The sequence below is a fragment of the Sinobaca sp. SA16-1 genome (assembly GCF_059510515.1).
This window is the reverse complement of sequence record NZ_JCAKFL010000003.1, coordinates 550,245-565,573: the sequence shown is the minus strand read 5'-3', so window position 1 is coordinate 565,573 and position 15,329 is coordinate 550,245. Positions and strand designations below refer to the sequence as shown.

The 15,329-nt window shown below is 45.7% G+C and carries 17 protein-coding genes; all 17 read right to left on the bottom strand.

From position 1 onward, the window contains the following. Positions 1-5: 5 nt before the first annotated feature. The 17 genes from AC5W2J_RS10875 to fliO all read right to left on the bottom strand — a co-directional run bounded on the left by AC5W2J_RS10875 (position 6) and on the right by fliO (position 14,848). A complete protein-coding gene (locus tag AC5W2J_RS10875; protein ID WP_496059475.1) occupies positions 6-1,151 on the bottom strand; it encodes a 1-deoxy-D-xylulose-5-phosphate reductoisomerase in 1,146 nt (381 codons plus the stop codon). A 43-nt stretch (positions 1,152-1,194) separates the two neighbouring features. After that, positions 1,195-1,995: a phosphatidate cytidylyltransferase gene (locus AC5W2J_RS10870; RefSeq protein ID WP_496059474.1), complete on the bottom strand. Its 801-nt coding sequence runs from the start codon at positions 1,993-1,995 to the stop codon at positions 1,195-1,197. Between the two features lie 14 nt (positions 1,996-2,009). Continuing rightward, positions 2,010-2,774 (bottom strand): undecaprenyl pyrophosphate synthase, encoded by a 765-nt coding sequence (gene uppS / locus AC5W2J_RS10865; RefSeq protein ID WP_496059473.1) that lies wholly within the window; start codon positions 2,772-2,774, stop codon positions 2,010-2,012. Between the two features lie 236 nt (positions 2,775-3,010). Continuing rightward, entirely contained in the window at positions 3,011-3,568 is a 558-nt protein-coding gene (gene frr / locus AC5W2J_RS10860) for a ribosome recycling factor (RefSeq protein WP_496059472.1), read from the bottom strand. Positions 3,569-3,570: 2 nt separating this feature from the next. After that, positions 3,571-4,287: a UMP kinase gene (pyrH, locus tag AC5W2J_RS10855; RefSeq protein WP_496059471.1), complete on the bottom strand. Its 717-nt coding sequence runs from the start codon at positions 4,285-4,287 to the stop codon at positions 3,571-3,573. A gap of 102 nt (positions 4,288-4,389) precedes the next feature. Beyond that, positions 4,390-5,271, bottom strand: a complete 882-nt coding sequence (gene tsf, locus AC5W2J_RS10850) for a translation elongation factor Ts (RefSeq protein WP_496059470.1) — start codon at positions 5,269-5,271, stop codon at positions 4,390-4,392. 116 nt (positions 5,272-5,387) lie between these two features. Beyond that, complete coding sequence (gene rpsB, locus AC5W2J_RS10845; protein WP_496059469.1) at positions 5,388-6,137, bottom strand: 30S ribosomal protein S2; 750 nt, start codon at positions 6,135-6,137, stop codon at positions 5,388-5,390. A gap of 203 nt (positions 6,138-6,340) precedes the next feature. After that, positions 6,341-7,120 carry a FliA/WhiG family RNA polymerase sigma factor gene (locus tag AC5W2J_RS10840; RefSeq protein ID WP_496059468.1) on the bottom strand — a complete coding sequence of 260 codons (780 nt, stop codon included), beginning with the start codon at positions 7,118-7,120 and terminating at the stop codon, positions 6,341-6,343. A gap of 24 nt (positions 7,121-7,144) precedes the next feature. Beyond that, positions 7,145-7,651 (bottom strand): chemotaxis protein CheD, encoded by a 507-nt coding sequence (locus AC5W2J_RS10835; RefSeq protein ID WP_496059467.1) that lies wholly within the window; start codon positions 7,649-7,651, stop codon positions 7,145-7,147. Then, positions 7,644-8,273: a chemotaxis protein CheC gene (locus AC5W2J_RS10830; protein ID WP_496059466.1), complete on the bottom strand. Its 630-nt coding sequence runs from the start codon at positions 8,271-8,273 to the stop codon at positions 7,644-7,646. Before AC5W2J_RS10830 ends, AC5W2J_RS10835 begins: the two co-directional genes overlap by 8 nt. Positions 8,274-8,299: 26 nt before the next feature. Beyond that, positions 8,300-9,343 carry a protein-glutamate methylesterase/protein-glutamine glutaminase gene (locus AC5W2J_RS10825; protein ID WP_496059664.1) on the bottom strand — a complete coding sequence of 348 codons (1,044 nt, stop codon included), beginning with the start codon at positions 9,341-9,343 and terminating at the stop codon, positions 8,300-8,302. 28 nt (positions 9,344-9,371) lie between these two features. After that, positions 9,372-11,414 carry a flagellar biosynthesis protein FlhA gene (gene flhA / locus AC5W2J_RS10820; RefSeq protein ID WP_496059465.1) on the bottom strand — a complete coding sequence of 681 codons (2,043 nt, stop codon included), beginning with the start codon at positions 11,412-11,414 and terminating at the stop codon, positions 9,372-9,374. 18 nt (positions 11,415-11,432) lie between these two features. Beyond that, the gene (gene flhB / locus AC5W2J_RS10815) at positions 11,433-12,512 is read right to left on the bottom strand and encodes a flagellar biosynthesis protein FlhB (RefSeq protein WP_496059464.1); all 1,080 of its coding nucleotides are present in this window, start codon (positions 12,510-12,512) and stop codon (positions 11,433-11,435) included. Position 12,513: 1 nt separating this feature from the next. Further along, positions 12,514-13,287: a flagellar biosynthetic protein FliR gene (fliR, locus tag AC5W2J_RS10810; RefSeq protein ID WP_496059463.1), complete on the bottom strand. Its 774-nt coding sequence runs from the start codon at positions 13,285-13,287 to the stop codon at positions 12,514-12,516. Between the two features lie 10 nt (positions 13,288-13,297). Next, positions 13,298-13,567 carry a flagellar biosynthesis protein FliQ gene (gene fliQ / locus AC5W2J_RS10805; protein WP_120192242.1) on the bottom strand — a complete coding sequence of 90 codons (270 nt, stop codon included), beginning with the start codon at positions 13,565-13,567 and terminating at the stop codon, positions 13,298-13,300. A 13-nt stretch (positions 13,568-13,580) separates the two neighbouring features. Beyond that, a complete protein-coding gene (fliP, locus tag AC5W2J_RS10800; RefSeq protein ID WP_496059462.1) occupies positions 13,581-14,261 on the bottom strand; it encodes a flagellar type III secretion system pore protein FliP in 681 nt (226 codons plus the stop codon). Further along, positions 14,258-14,848: a flagellar biosynthetic protein FliO gene (gene fliO, locus AC5W2J_RS10795; RefSeq protein WP_496059461.1), complete on the bottom strand. Its 591-nt coding sequence runs from the start codon at positions 14,846-14,848 to the stop codon at positions 14,258-14,260. The genes fliP and fliO overlap by 4 nt, the downstream gene beginning before the upstream one ends. Positions 14,849-15,329 lie beyond the last annotated feature (481 nt).

Below are 15,329 nucleotides of genomic sequence, written 5' to 3'. Positions count from 1 at the left end.
CACCTTTACCCTATTAAAGAGGCCACATATTCCCTTGTTTCTTTATCCACTTCAAGAATGGTCTGTAAATCAGGAGCACGCTGGGACGAGTGCCGATGCATTGCTTTTTCTATATAGTCTTCGATTGCTGTAAATGAGATCCGGCCTGCCAGAAATTCGGCCACCGCAATTTCATTTGCCGCGTTTAAAACAGTTGTCATGGTACCTCCGGTTTTCCCTGCATCATAAGCATACTGCAGACAGCGGTACCGGTCAAAATCGGGCTTTGAAAAATGAAGCGCTCCTGCTTCCCATAAGTTTAACCTGTTTGTATCTTTTAATTCAAGCCTTTTAGGCTGGGACAGGGCAAACTGAATAGGAACTTTCATATCAGGGGATCCAAGGTGGGCTATCACACTTTTATCCTTGTATTCCACGAGGGAATGCACGATACTTTCCCGGTGGATAACGACTTCAATATCTTCATACGGCATATCAAAAAGCCAGTGGGCTTCTATGACTTCAAACCCTTTGTTCATCATGGTGGCTGAATCGATCGTAATCTTGGCACCCATTGACCAATTGGGATGATTCAACGCATCCTCTTTTGTTACATTATGCAGCTGGTCCCGATTTAAATCACGAAAACTCCCCCCGGAAGCTGTAATAATTAAACGGTCTACGTCTTCTCTTCGATTGCCCAGCAGACATTGATAAATAGCCGAGTGTTCGCTGTCGACCGGCAGGAGAAGAACCTGATGCTCTTTCGCTGCCTGTGTCACAATATGTCCAGCTGTCACGAGCGTTTCTTTATTGGCAATCCCGATGTCTTTTCCTGCTTTAATTGCTGCAAGTGTCGGCTCGAGCCCGACACTCCCCATGACTGCGTTCATGAGAAAATCCGCTTCGCTGCAGGAAGCGGCTTCAATTAATCCGTCTCTGCCAAAAAGAATGCGCACCTTCGGGAATTCTTTTTGCAGCCACTCTGCATCTTCTTTTCGCGCTACGCTAACAAGCGACGGCTTAAATAGTGCTATCTGTTCTGCCGCAAGAGTGATATTTTTGCCGGCTGTCATTGCCACGAGCGAAAATTCTTCCGGATGGCCTTTTATAACGTCCAACGTTTGCGTACCGATAGATCCAGTGGACCCAAGCAGTGAGATTTTTTTCATAATAGTCTCCTTTATTGATCAGCCTGTCTGTAGTATGTATAACCTACGATAAAAAATAGAAAAAGTGCAGCAGCGGCATGACAAAAATCAAGCTGTCAAAGCGGTCCAGCACACCACCGTGTCCCGGCAGAAGCGTTCCGGAATCTTTCACGGCGTAATGACGTTTCAGTGCCGATTCCACCAGATCCCCGAGCTGTCCAAAAACAGACGCGGTTAAAATAAATGCCGTGACAATCCATGCGGAAGAGTAGATAGGAAAGAACATGTGAAATACCCACCCTACGATAAGCGCGGCACCAATTCCTCCTATAAATCCTTCAATTGTTTTTTTGGGGCTGATGTCCGGCCACAGCTTATGTTTTCCCCATTTCCGCCCGATAAAGTAAGCACCGGAATCGGTGGCCCAAATAATAAATAGGGTGAAAAATACAACAAGCAGCCCGATGTCGTCTATATGACGGGTAATAATCAGGTGATAAAATCCATAACCGACGTATACCGCTGACAAAATCACAAAACCAGCTTCGTCAAACGTAAAGGAATTTTTGGTTACCACCGTCCATGCGAGCAGAAACAATACCATAACGAAGAAGAGTTCTGATTTGGATACGTGATCTAAAAAGACAACGTCCAGCCACTCTGCGGGAATGAGGAGTGTCCACATAAACAGCATACTGACCAGACCCATAAAAGATCTGGCTTTAATATGTTTCATTCGAATCAGCTCATACATCGCAGCTGAAGCGATAAGTGCTACAAAGGCAGTAAAAAACACTCCGCCTGCAATAACAGCGCCAAGTAGAATAATACCTCCAATTACTGCTGTTACTATTCGTTGTCTCATCGTGTCTCCCCCATCTAAACGCCCCCGTACCGCCGCTTCCTTTCCTGAAACACCTTAATAGCCTCTTCGAGGTGCTCCCCATTAAAGTCCGGCCAGAGAACATCTGTAAACCAAAACTCGCTGTAGGCAAGCTGCCACAGCATAAAGTTGCTCAGGCGGATCTCTCCGCTCGTGCGGATAAGCAGATCCGGATCCGGCAGGTCACTGCTGAAAAGCCTGGCATTAATATCTTTTTCTGCTATATCTTCTGCACGGATGGAGCCGTTCTGCACTTCTTCTCCAAGCGCTTTTACAGCTCGTACCAATTCATCCCGTCCACCGTAGTTCATCGCAATATTCATGACAATACCTGTATTGGCAGCTGTATCATCGATCGCTTTTTTTACAGCTTTCAGCGTATGGGCCGGGAGCAGCTCCGTACTTCCCATCATTTGTACTTTGACATTGTTTTTCATAAGCGCCGGTAGTTCCTTTGTAATGAACTTTTCCGGCATTCTCATCAAAAACTCCACTTCTGATTTCGGGCGCTTCCAGTTTTCAGTTGAAAAAGCGTACAGGGTAATATATTTTATTCCCATTACATGGGCTTTTTCGACAATACGATTAATGGTTTTCATGCCTTCCCGGTGTCCAGCTACGCGAGGCATGCCTCTTTCCTTAGCCCAGCGCCCATTTCCATCCATTATGATAGCAACGTGAGCCGGTATATTCCCTGATTTAGCAGCGTCGGCCTTTTGATGCGAGCGTTCTTCTGGATTTTTTAAAAATCTATCAATCATGGTTGGGGCACCAGCCTTCTTTTAATATGTAACCTATTATTTTTCTGCCTGTCTTCTATGCCGGCAGAGTTATGCAGTCCTTTTTCATCTTAAAGCATTAGTGCTCTCAAACACAAGAGATGAGGGAAACTTTTCCTCCGAAGACATCGTCCCTTTTCTTTACTTCGCTTTATAAAAGGAAAAACCCTCCTGCAAGAAGAGGGTTTTACATTCTTTCTATTGTATCTACTGAACGGTTAAACTTCCATTATTTCTTTCTCTTTATCCGCTGCTGCTTTATCAATTTCAGCAATGTGCTGGTCTGTTACCTTTTGAATGTCATCCTGCTGGCGACGGAGATCGTCTTCTGTAATATCTCCATCTTTCTGCTGCTTTTTAAGAGAATCATTTGCATCGCGGCGGAGGTTACGGATAGCCACCTTAGCCTCTTCTGCGTATTTTCCGATTAGTTTGGATAAATCTTTACGGCGTTCTTCTGTAAGAGCAGGAATGGCAATACGAATCACTTCGCCGTCGTTGCTTGGCGTAAGGCCGAGGTTTGCTTTTTGGATTCCTTTTTCCATATCGTTGATGGAGGATTTATCATAAGGCGCTACGACAAGCAGGCGTGCTTCCGGAACAGAAATAGAAGCCAGCTGGTTAAGCGGCGTTTCTGCTCCGTAGTAGCTGACGATAACCTTATCAAGCATAGAAGGGTTTGCTCTTCCCGCTCTTAATGTTGCAAGCTCCCGGTGAAAGGATTCGATCGATTTTTTCATTTTCGCGGATGCTTCTTGTTTTGCGTTCTCTGCCATGTTTATTTCCCCCTGATTACTGTACCAATTTTTTCTTTTAATACAGCTTTTTTAATATTGCCCTCTTCCATAATAGAAAATACCAGAAGTGGTATATCATTGTCCATACACAGCGTAGAAGCCGTCGAATCCATAACGCCAAGGTTGCCGTTTAACAGATCAAGGTAGGTAAGCTCCTGATACTTTTTCGCTTCCGGATAAATAAACGGATCTGCGTCATATACGCCGTCTACTTTATTTTTAGCCATAAGAATCACTTCTGCTTCGATTTCAGCAGCGCGAAGAGCAGCTGTTGTATCCGTAGAGAAATAAGGATTTCCGGTACCTGCTGCAAAAATAACAACACGTTTTTTCTCTAAATGACGGATCGCTTTGCGTCTTATGTATGGTTCAGCCACCTGTCTCATTTCGATTGAGGTCTGTACTCTGGACTGAACGCCGTTGTCTTCCAGGCTGTCCTGAAGGGCCAGCGAGTTCATAACGGTAGCAAGCATTCCCATATAATCAGCTGTGGCACGGTCCATTCCTTTAGCGCTTCCTGCCATCCCGCGCCAGATATTACCGCCGCCGACTACGATAGCTATTTCTATATCATAAACAACAATCTCTTTGATCTGCATGGCTATCGACTGGATAACCTCCGGGTCAATTCCATACCCTAATTTTCCTGCAAGAGCTTCACCGCTTAATTTCAGTACAACTCTATTATACTTTTCCATCATTTACCCCCGATTGTCAGGCATTATTGTGCAATTCTTCTATAACATGGAAAGAGGGCCTGCCCCACTGGATATATCCAGGGAGCATACCCGCTTGCACCATTATTTTTTCACTTGGGACATAACTTCTTCAGCAAAGTTATCTTCACGTTTTTCCATGCCTTCTCCAACTTCATAGCGTACGAAGCCTTTTACTTCAGCACCGAAGCTTTTTACAAACTTGCCGACTTTCTGATCCGGATCCTTTACGAATTCCTGATCCAGCAGGCAGATCTGCTCGAAATATTTGTTAATGCGGCCTTCAACCATTTTTTCAACGATGTTTTCCGGCTTGCCTTCGTTAAGAGCCTGCTGCTTAAGAACTTCTCTTTCACGATCCGCTTCTTCCTGCGGTACCTGATCACGGGACGTATAGCTTGGGTTGATAGCGGCAATGTGCATGGCTACATCTTTAGCTGCCTGATCATCTGTTGTTCCTTCAAGAAGCGTAAGCACGCCGATGCGTCCTCCCATATGAAGGTAAGATCCGAAAGAGTCGTTATCGCTCTTCTTCACAATTTCAAAACGGCGGAGAGAAATCTTTTCACCGATCTTTGCGATTTGGTCATTCAGGTAATCCTGAAGCGTTACTCCTTCTTTGAAAGCAGCAGCAAGCGCCGTATCAACGTCTGCCGGCTCTTCGGAAAGAAGATAGGACGCTACGTCTTTTACTAGATTCTGGAAGTTTTCGTTTTTAGCAACGAAGTCTGTTTCTGCATTGATTTCAAGAATAACAGCTTTGTTTCCTTCGATCAGTACTGAGGAAAGTCCTTCTGCTGCTACACGGTCTGCTTTCTTTGCCGCTTTGGAAATACCTTTTTCGCGAAGATAATCAACTGCCTGATCCATGTCTCCGTCTGTTTCTGTAAGTGCCTTTTTGCAGTCCATCATTCCGGCTCCTGTTTTTGCGCGGAGCTCTTTTACCATACCAGCTGTAATTGCCATTGTTATATTCCTCCTCTGAATAAATGCCTGTTTCTTTTCTATAACAAAAGGATGATAAAGGGCAATCCCCTTATACCACCCTTTTGTGTACAGCACTCGTTGTTATAATGCTGTGATTATGAAATTGTTTCCTGATTTTCAGCAGCTTCTTCTTCTGTTTCTTTCTCCAGTTCAGCCTGCTCCTGTGCTCTGTTTGCTTCAATAACAGCATCTGCCATTTTTGAAGTCAAAAGGCGTACAGCGCGGATCGCGTCATCGTTACCAGGAATTACTTTGTCAATTTCATCCGGGTCGCAGTTTGTATCTACAATAGAAACGATTGGAATGTTAAGCTTGTGCGCTTCTGCAACAGCAATTCTTTCCTTGCGCGGGTCAATAATAAAGATGGCTGCAGGCAGCTTCTTCATTTCTTTAATTCCACCAAGAAATTTTTCCAAACGGTCCATTTCTTTAACTAGCAGCATTACTTCTTTTTTAGGCAGGACTTCGAATGTTCCATTTTCCTGCATTTTTTCGATTTCTTTTAGGCGGGCAATACGCTTACGGATCGTTGCAAAGTTTGTAAGAGTTCCTCCGAGCCAGCGCTGATTGATATAAAACTGGCCTGAACGAATAGCTTCGTCACGGACGGAATCCTGTGCCTGCTTTTTCGTTCCAACGAAAAGAATTTTTCCTCCGTCTGCAGCAATGTCGCGTACGTAGTTGTATGCTTCTTCTACTTTTTTAACCGTCTTCTGAAGGTCGATGATATAGATACCATTTCTTTCAGTGAAAATGTAACGGCTCATTTTTGGGTTCCAGCGTCTAGTCTGATGACCGAAGTGTACCCCTGCTTCTAGTAATTGTTTCATGGAAATAACTGCCATGATTTATTCCTCCTTAGGTTTTTTCCTCCGCCTGCATCTTCTCTGCAATTGAGCTGCAATATGCAGCCACCTTGTTGCAGATCAGCCGGGCGTGTGTATTTAACACCGTCAATTAATATATCATATGCGTATAGGCAAATCAAGATAATGGACTTTATTTATTTGTAAATTATTTATTTGGCCCGCAGCGGCGAAGCCGGTGTTTATCCGTTGTTCTGCAGTTTTCTTTTTTCCAGCGCCTGCTTTAATTTAAAAAGCGCTTTGGAATGGATCTGGGAAATCCGGGACGTGGACAGGCTCATAATTTCCCCGATTTCAGTGAGCGTCATTTCTTCCGTGTAAAAAAGGCCGACGACCATTTTCTCTTTATCGGTGAGAGACTGAATGACTTCGGCAAGCTCCTGGATGGAAGCATCCTTCATCATTACATCTTCCGGGCTGAGGGTTTTCTCGTCACGTATCGCGACTTTAAATGTTTCTGACTTATCCCCCTCTGCACTCTCTTCATCCATAGACAGAACGTTCGCAAAAAAGCTTTCTGCGCTTACTTTACGAACTTCCGCCGTTGTTACATTCATCTGCTGGGCAACTTCTTCTTCGGTCACGTATCTGCCGTGTTTCTGCTCAAGCATTTCCGTCGTCTCTTCCAGTTTTTTTGATTTTTCCCTTAAGGATCTCGGCATCCAATCCTGCTGCCGGAGGCCGTCCAGAATAGAGCCTTTAATACGAAAAGATGCGTAGGTGTCAAATTTCAAATCGCGGCTGAAGTCGAACTTTTTCATTGCATCATAGAGACCTGCCATCGCGTGGCTCCACAGATCATCCCGCCGCACACTTTTTGGCAGACCGGCGCCGATCCGCTGGACGTGGTAATGAACGAGCGGCTGGTATTCGTGCATGAGCTGATTGCAGGCATCCATGTCTTTATGCTCAATCCATTTTTCCCAAAGTTCCTGATGTTCATGAAAGGTTGTTCTTGCCATTGTAGTTCCCCCTTTTTTAGTGTTTTAAATTACTTTTTCTTCTCCATAGGCTTTTCGTATGTACAGGCCGGCCGAGACCGGATCGAATGTTATCGTTCTTCCTTTGTCCCCGCCGGTATCTTCCGCAAGCAGAGGTACAGAGTAGTGCTGCAGCGCTTCTTTTACCGCTTCTGCATTGCGGAAACCGATACTTTTGTTTTCTTTGGCAGGAGACATGGCAAACATCTGCGCTCCTCCTGCCATTTTTGCGGCCAGTTTCCGGGGGGAAATATGGTGCTGTCTGAAAAAATAAACAATATCTTCTATAGAAGTATCCGCAAATTTCGTTCTGAGCTGTTTGTTCTCCCACTGCTCCTCCGGGCAGCCGGGCAGAAGAATATGAGCCATCACTGCCAGCGGCTCGGAAGGAGAGTAAATGACGACACCGATGCAGGAACCAAGTCCCGAGGTGCGGAGAAGTTCTTTATCTGCTGATGCTTTCCAATCGGACATGCCAACACGGATATAGAATGGTGTTGACATGTTATTCATATAGTTTCTCCTCCAGCCTGCGCAGCAGTACTTGGTAGGAAGCAGCATCCGGGAGGAATAAAAACCGTCCTGAAGCCGATCCCCCGGGAATAGATGCGCTTTTCCATTCTGATTCCAGAAACAGCACCTCGTTCCGGGCTTCCTGCATGTAGCTCAATCCTTCATTCCATAAGGATACGGCCATATCGACTGCAGCAGATGGCGAAGCGGTCTGCATGTTTAAAGAGGTGAAATCGGCAATAGCGGAAATATACGCTCCCGACAAAATATTACCAAGCTCCATCAGCATTGAATGCAGGTAGGGATCTGTTTTTAGTTCTTTCATTGTTACCGGCCGTCCTACGAGTGAACCGGCTAAAGCATTAATATCTTCCTGTGAAAAAAGCAGATACACAATGCCCGCCATATCGCCGTAAAAAGGAAGCAGAGAAGCAGCCATCACTTCTTCTTTCTCTCCGTACTCAGACATAAGCTCCTGAAAAGAAACCACTTTCAAATGGACCGGCTGCATTGTAACTGGTTCTCCAAGCAGAATCGACAACGATCTTACAGCGTGGCCGGAACCAATATTGGCCGCTTCTTTGAGCATGTCCGCAAATTTCTCATCCAGTAACTGGTTCATTCTCTGCATCCTTTCTGTAGTAACCCTTAATGGGCGGCTGAACGTGTAAGAAACGCTGATATGTGCCCGAGCGGCAGACTCTCCACCCCATCCAGCTGTGCCGCTGCTTTTGGCATACCGTAGATAACGGCAGTCTCCTCTGATTCAGCGGCAATCCGGCCGGTATTGTTTTCAAGCAGGCGCTTTACGCCTTCCATTCCATCTTTCCCCATTCCGGTAAGTACCGCCGCACTAACAGATACATGATTTAACGCGGCTAAAGATTTAAAAAGAACATCTACAGAAGGACGGTGTCCTTCGTTAGCTTCTTCGTCTGTAACCGAAAGAAACAACCTTCCTTCTTTTCTTCCCACACGCATCTGCCTGCCTCCCGGCGCAATATAAACCACGCCGTTTTCTGCTGTTTCATTATGTACGGCTTCTTTTACCTGCAGAGCAGAAAGCTGATTGAGCCGTTTAGCAAGCGATTCTGTAAAAGATGGCGGCATATGCTGAACAATAAAGACTGGAGCGCCAAGAGAGGCCGGCAGCGCCGGTACAACCGTCTGAAGAGCTTTCGGCCCCCCCGTCGATGTGCCAATTGCCAGTACGCTTCTCGAACCTGAAGCAATCAATCGTTCAGGCGCGACGGATGGCAGCGGAACTGCTGCACGGAAACTCTTTCTATTTTGCAGCAGCTTCCCTGCTCCTGCCGCAGCCGCTATTCGGACTTTGGACAGAAATTCTTCTTTTATTTTTTCTATATCCAGCGATATGGACCCCGAGGGCTTTGCGACGACTTCTACCGCACCCAGTTCAAATGCCTGAACGGCCATATCGGACCCGCGCTGCGTCTTTGAACTCACCATAATGACTGCAGGCCGTTCCGAAGGAAGTTTTTTTAATACATCTATTCCTGTCATCACCGGCATTTCCACATCAAGGGTCATGACATCATAGTGACCGGAAGCAACTTTTTCCAAAGCATCGCTCCCATTCCTTGCGACCGCTTTTGTTGTCATGTCCGCCTGGCTGTTTATAAATTCTGTAAGCATTTTTCTCATAAACGCTGAATCATCTACTACCAGCACATTGATCAATGAACGGCCCCCTTTTTTTCTATAGTTGAACGATGCCAATACTTTGGACTTCTTGGCTTGGTTCCAATTCATTGTAGGAAAGAACCGGCACCTGGGGCAGGTAGCGCTCAATCAGCTGGCGCAGGTGCATACGAACCGCTGGAGAACAAAGCAGCACGGTCTGATGGCCTCCCGCAGCCGCCCGTTCTGTTTCCCGGCTGATAGATTCTAATATCTGCTGGCTTACTGCCGGATCCATTGCCAGATAATTTCCGTGTTCGGTCTGCTGAATATTGTCCGCAATCTGTTTTTCAATGCCCCCGCTGATCGTAATTACCTGCATGGCGCTTCCTTCCTGGGCAAACTGTTTGGTTATCTGTCTGGAGAGGCCCTGCCGCACGTATTCTGTAATGAGGTCCATATCTTTTGTCATCTGCCCGTATTCAGCGAGAATCTCAAAGATAGTCGGCAGGTTGCGAATTGATATCTTTTCTTTCAGCAGATTGGAAAGGACTTTTTGAATTTCCCCAAGCTGGAGCGGAGAAGGCGTTACTTCTTCCACGAGCGTTGGGTAGGTTTCTTTTAGATGGTCCACTAATTGTTTCGTTTCTTCACGTCCAAGCAGTTCATGGGCGTGCGCCTTTACAACTTCTGTTAAATGAGTGGATACAACTGAAGGCGGATCAACAACTGTGTAGCCGGAACCTTCCGCTGTGTCTTTCATATCCTCTGTTATCCAGAGTGCCGCCAGGCCGAATGCAGGCTCCACCGTATCAATTCCCTGCACGGCAGGGTCTTCAATTCCGGGACTCATTGCCAGGTAGTGGTCGAGAAGCATTTCTCCTCCTGCTACTTCATTGCCTTTCATTTTTATTACGTATTCGTTGGGCTGCAGCTGGATATTGTCCCTAATACGGATAACCGGCACAATCATTCCCATTTCGAGCGCCAGCTGGCGGCGGATCATTACAATCCGGTCAAGCAGGTCGCCTCCCTGGTTCGTGTCGGCCAATGGAATCAGTCCGTACCCAAACTCAAATTCAATCGGATCAACCGTAAGTAAATGGACCACATTTTCCGGAGATTTCATGTCCACTTCCTCTTCCTTCTGGCCTGCGGCCGCCGCCTCTTCTGCTTCGAGAGCTTCCGATTTAAGCGTCTTATTGGCAAACCAGGCTAACACAAAGAGCAGCGAAGCAATGGAAAACGTTAAAAAGAAGTTAATCGGCGTAAATACTCCCAGGGAAAAAATGGAGGCCGCTGCAATATAGAGCATCGTAGGAAAAGCAAGCAGCTGACGGGTAACGTCGGATCCAAGATTTCCTTCTGATACGGCTCTCGTAACGATAATACCGGTGGCCGTCGAGATAAGCAGGGCGGGTATTTGACTGACAAGCCCGTCTCCTACGGTAAGAAGCGTAAACGTATTCGCTGCGGTACCCACATCCATACTATGCTCGGTCATGCCGATCACGATACCAAAGATCATATTAATGATGACGATGACGATACCTGCAATGGCATCCCCTTTTACAAATTTGCTCGCCCCGTCCATGGAGCCGTAAAAGTCGGCTTCACGTTCAATTTTTTCACGGCGCTGCTTGGCTTCCAGATCGGAAATCATGCCTGCATTTAAATCGGCATCAATACTCATCTGCTTGCCCGGCATCGCATCAAGCGTAAATCTGGCACCTACTTCCGAGACCCGCTCGGCCCCTTTTACGATTACGACAAACTGAATGATAATCAAAATAAGAAATACTACAAATCCGACCAACGCACTTCCCGATATTACGAAGTTTCCAAATGTTTCAATAACGTTGCCGGCGTCGGCATTGCTTAGTATTGAACGGGTGGTGGAAACGTTCAGTCCCAGCCTGAACAACGTGACGAGCAAAAGAAGGGTAGGAAATATAGAAAATTCCAGAGGCTCTTTTGTATTCATTGCAACAAGAATAATGAGAAGGGCCAGGGAAATATTTAAAATGATCAATAAATCCAATATCAGGGTAGGAAGAGGAATAATCAGCATGACAACAATCATGATGACGCCGAACAATACGGAAAACTCTCTAATCTTCATTTACTTCCTCCTCTCCTTTTATATTTTGTGTTTAAGCCGGTAAATATACGCGAGCACTTCTGCCACTGCTTTGAATAAATCTTCCGGTACTTCGTCCCCGATTTCCGCCTGGCTGAACAATGCCCGGGCGAGCGGTTTGTTTTCCACCGTTGGAATATGGTTGTCACGGGCCAGCTCTTTAATCTTTTTAGCGACAAAATCCGCTCCCTTAGCTGTAATTATCGGAGCTGCCATCGAGCCTTCTTCATATTTGAGCACAATTGCAAAGTGGGTCGGGTTTGTGATAACAACATCCGCTTTCGGTACTTCCTGCATCATCCGGTTCATCGCCATGTCCATCTGCTTTTGGCGCCTTTTCGACTTAATGCGCGGATCCCCTTCCATCTTTTTGTGTTCTTCTTTTACATCGTGCTTGGACATTCTCATCTGTTTTTCGTGATCATAACGCTGGTATATATAGTCCGGTACTGACAGAATAACGAGCAGAATGGCACTTGCGACCCCAATCAGGCCGGTGAGCCTGGCTATTAAGTAAAACCCGTCCAGCGGATGCTTTTGGTACATCATCAGCAGCTCGTCCAGGTGAATATAAATGATAGTAAACACGACGGCCCCAACGAGCGTAATCTTAAACAGGGACTTGAACAGTTCAACTATTGCCCGGGCGGAAAATATCCGTTTGAAGCCTTTCAGCGGATCAATTTTCTCCAGCTTCATTTTTATCGCTTCCGGTGTATACTTCAGCCCGACCTGCATCGCAGCGGCGGCGGTGCCGATCATGACCGCCACGGCCATCAGCGGCAGCAGCACGATGGACGATTCCACCGTCATTTCAAACATGATGTCCTCTACGCTTGCAATTGTAATGTCCCGAAGCAGGTATTCTGTAAAAACGTGGCGCATCATGTCCATAAGGTATTCTCCTACCGTTCCGGCATAAAAGAACAAAAACAGGAAAAAACCGAGCATCATGAGCGCCGTATTAACATCATTACTTTTGGCCACCTGGCCTTTGTTTCTTGACTCTTCTTTTTTCTTCGGGGTGGCTTTTTCCGTTTTTTCTCCCGAAAAAAACTGCAGATCCAGACGAAGCTTCATATTATGCACTCCCCAGCAAAGTCATTAACACACGCATCGCCTCATATGTGTGGTCAAAAAGATTTTCCACTACTAAGTAAAAGCTGGGCAGGCCGATAGCCAGAAGCGGCATCCCTGCAAATATTTTAAGCGGCAGTCCTACAACAAATACGTTCATCTGCGGAACCGCCCGCGCCATCATGCCCAGCGCTATATCCACTAAAAACAGAGCCCCCATGACAGGAAACGCCATTTGGAAGGCGATCATAAACATCAGCGCAAATGATTTCGCTACATGCCGCACGACTTCTTCATCCCCGAAAGGAAGCGTCACCTGCTCCATCGGAATAAAGTTATAGCTGTAAAACATCCCATCGAGCATCATATGATGGCCGTCGAGTGCAAGAAGCAGCAGAAGCGTAAACGTATAAAGATACCCTCCTGTCAGCGGCGTCTGGGCGCCGGTCTGCGGATCAATCACATTGGCCATTAAAAACCCAAGTGACGTGTCCAGAAACATTCCTGCCGTCTGAACAGCGTATAAAAGCATGCCCGCCAGCAGACCGATACTCAAGCCTACGAGTATCTCCTTAAACAGAATAAGTATGAAGGTACTGTCTACTTCCATTACCGGCGCGTCGATGCTGAACAAGATAAAAAAAGCAAAGAAAATACCCAGTCCAACTTTAAAGTAGGAAGGAACATTCCGATAAGAGAATAGAGGCATCGTTGTAAAAAAAGCCAGGACTCTGGCCAGGACCAATAAGTATGCAGGCAGCTGCTCTATCCATTCCATATAGTTCTCCCTATCCAATAAAGTCGTTTAAATTACTAAGCAGCTGGTACGTAAAATGCACCATCTGGGAAAGCATCCACGGCCCGAACAATATCAGGCAGATCAGTACTCCAAAAATCTTCGGTATAAATGCCAGCGTCTGTTCCTGGATCTGTGTCGTAGCCTGAAAAATTGCTACACCAAATCCAAGTACTAAAGCCACAACCAACAGCGGACCGGCAATAATGAATACCATCCAGACACCGCTTTCTGCTATATTAATGACCGTCTCCGGCGTCATAACGTTCCACCCTCTAATAACTTAATAAAAGCGATTCTACAATTAAATACCAGCCATCCACGAGCACAAACAACAGAATTTTAAACGGCAGGGAAATCATAACCGGCGGCAGCATCATCATACCCATGGACATGAGAATACTCGCGACAATCATATCGATAACTAAAAACGGGATAAATATAAGAAACCCTATCTGGAATGCTGTTTTCAGCTCACTGATTGCAAAAGCGGGAATCAGAGCCGACAGAGGAACATCTTCAAGCGTTTCCGGCCGTTCCAGTCCGGCATATCCCATAAACAATGCCAGGTCTTTTTCCCTTGTATGCTGGGACATGAATTCTTTTAACGGTTCCGTTCCTTCAGTAAAGGCTTCTTCCTGGGTCATTTCTCCATCCAGCATCGGCGTCAGCGCTGATTCGTTTATATCCGAGAACACCGGGGCCATGATGAAGAAAGTCATAAATAATGCCAGGCTGATAAGAACCTGGTTCGGCGGCATCTGCTGGGTAGCCAGTCCCATTCGTACAAAGCTGAGTACAATCACAATTCGGGTGAAGCTCGTCATTAGAATAAGAATAGCGGGTGCTAAAGATAAGACCGTCATAAGCGCTACAAGCTGCAGCGTCGTTGCCATGTTTTCCGGGTCGTCACTTGTAAAGGCACCAAAATCAATACTTGGAAACATCAGTATCATGAGCCTTCGTCCCTTCCGCTTCCCGGCTTACGGTTTTTTTCTATTTCTTCCAGTCTTTTATCCAAAATGGATTTAAATTGAAATCCTTCATGGTCTTCCTTGTTCTTTTTCTTCTTGAAGAAAAAGGATGGTTCGGGATCCGGCTGTTCCAATAAGTTTTCTTTCTCTTCTTCATCTTCTATTTCTTTTAAAAGCTGAATGGATTCCCCGACTCCGACGACTAGAAGTCTGTCCCCTACTTTCACAAGCTGAACGGATTTGTTCTGGCCGAGAGGAACGCCGCCGAGATTCTGCATCGTCTGGGTGGCGGAGTATTTTTTTGTTCGTTTATTAATGAACTTCAGCAGCAGGTACATAATTGTAATAACAGCAGCCAGTGCCAGAATCATCTGACCGAAGATCATAACCGCGCTTCTTTCTTCTACAAGAGTAATTTCCTCTTCTGCAGCATCTGTTTCTTCAGCGGGCGGTGTTCCTTCTTCAAGCGCATCGTTTAACGTTCGATTTTCCTCCGCCTGAACAACTGTGGCCATGCCAAGAAAAAACAGTAGAACGACAAGCCATACGCTGCATGTTTTTTTAATCATTGCTTCGCCTCTTATCTTTATGTATGTAAAATAGTGTGCAGGTTTTGTGTGTTATGCAGAATGGCTGCAAATAGAACATGTGGACTCAGATTCACAGCATAGGCATTTATATCCAAGTATTTTTTATATCTGGGTCGAAGGCTCCTCTATTTTTTAAAACCTCCTTCTTTTTACGGGTTATTTATGACTTTTTAACAATTTTTATTCCATTTTATGACAAAGTATCAGGACAACTAATAAAATTGTACAAAAATTTAGGACGTTTGTCTAACAGTCTTTTTGTTTTTGAATATGTTAGTAATAAATGCCCAGTTTAATTTTATAGTTCTTTATATAACTACCCCCAGCAGGGCTTGCACACATCATGCACTAGAACGGCTGTTTAAAACCCCCCAAAAGACGTTTCTCTGGGGAGGGGATAAAGAACTAGTTTAAATCCCCGGCTTTTCTCCATACCAAAAACACGTTATCTCTATATAGA

What these genes read in the sequence shown, in the direction of transcription:
- AC5W2J_RS10875 (WP_496059475.1), bottom strand. Translation starts at nt 1,151, where the DNA reads ATGAAAAAAATCTCACTGCTTGGGTCCACTGGATCTATCGGTACGCAA.
- AC5W2J_RS10870 (WP_496059474.1), bottom strand. Translation starts at nt 1,995, where the DNA reads ATGAGACAACGAATAGTAACAGCAGTAATTGGAGGTATTATTCTACTT.
- uppS (WP_496059473.1), bottom strand. Translation starts at nt 2,774, where the DNA reads ATGATTGATAGATTTTTAAAAAATCCAGAAGAACGCTCGCATCAAAAG.
- frr (WP_496059472.1), bottom strand. Translation starts at nt 3,568, where the DNA reads ATGGCAGAGAACGCAAAACAAGAAGCATCCGCGAAAATGAAAAAATCG.
- pyrH (WP_496059471.1), bottom strand. Translation starts at nt 4,287, where the DNA reads ATGGAAAAGTATAATAGAGTTGTACTGAAATTAAGCGGTGAAGCTCTT.
- tsf (WP_496059470.1), bottom strand. Translation starts at nt 5,271, where the DNA reads ATGGCAATTACAGCTGGTATGGTAAAAGAGCTCCGCGCAAAAACAGGA.
- rpsB (WP_496059469.1), bottom strand. Translation starts at nt 6,137, where the DNA reads ATGGCAGTTATTTCCATGAAACAATTACTAGAAGCAGGGGTACACTTC.
- AC5W2J_RS10840 (WP_496059468.1), bottom strand. Translation starts at nt 7,120, where the DNA reads ATGGCAAGAACAACCTTTCATGAACATCAGGAACTTTGGGAAAAATGG.
- AC5W2J_RS10835 (WP_496059467.1), bottom strand. Translation starts at nt 7,651, where the DNA reads ATGAATAACATGTCAACACCATTCTATATCCGTGTTGGCATGTCCGAT.
- AC5W2J_RS10830 (WP_496059466.1), bottom strand. Translation starts at nt 8,273, where the DNA reads ATGAACCAGTTACTGGATGAGAAATTTGCGGACATGCTCAAAGAAGCG.
- flhA (WP_496059465.1), bottom strand. Translation starts at nt 11,414, where the DNA reads ATGAAGATTAGAGAGTTTTCCGTATTGTTCGGCGTCATCATGATTGTT.
- flhB (WP_496059464.1), bottom strand. Translation starts at nt 12,512, where the DNA reads ATGAAGCTTCGTCTGGATCTGCAGTTTTTTTCGGGAGAAAAAACGGAA.
- fliR (WP_496059463.1), bottom strand. Translation starts at nt 13,287, where the DNA reads ATGGAATGGATAGAGCAGCTGCCTGCATACTTATTGGTCCTGGCCAGA.
- fliQ (WP_120192242.1), bottom strand. Translation starts at nt 13,567, where the DNA reads ATGACGCCGGAGACGGTCATTAATATAGCAGAAAGCGGTGTCTGGATG.
- fliP (WP_496059462.1), bottom strand. Translation starts at nt 14,261, where the DNA reads ATGATACTGATGTTTCCAAGTATTGATTTTGGTGCCTTTACAAGTGAC.
- fliO (WP_496059461.1), bottom strand. Translation starts at nt 14,848, where the DNA reads ATGATTAAAAAAACATGCAGCGTATGGCTTGTCGTTCTACTGTTTTTT.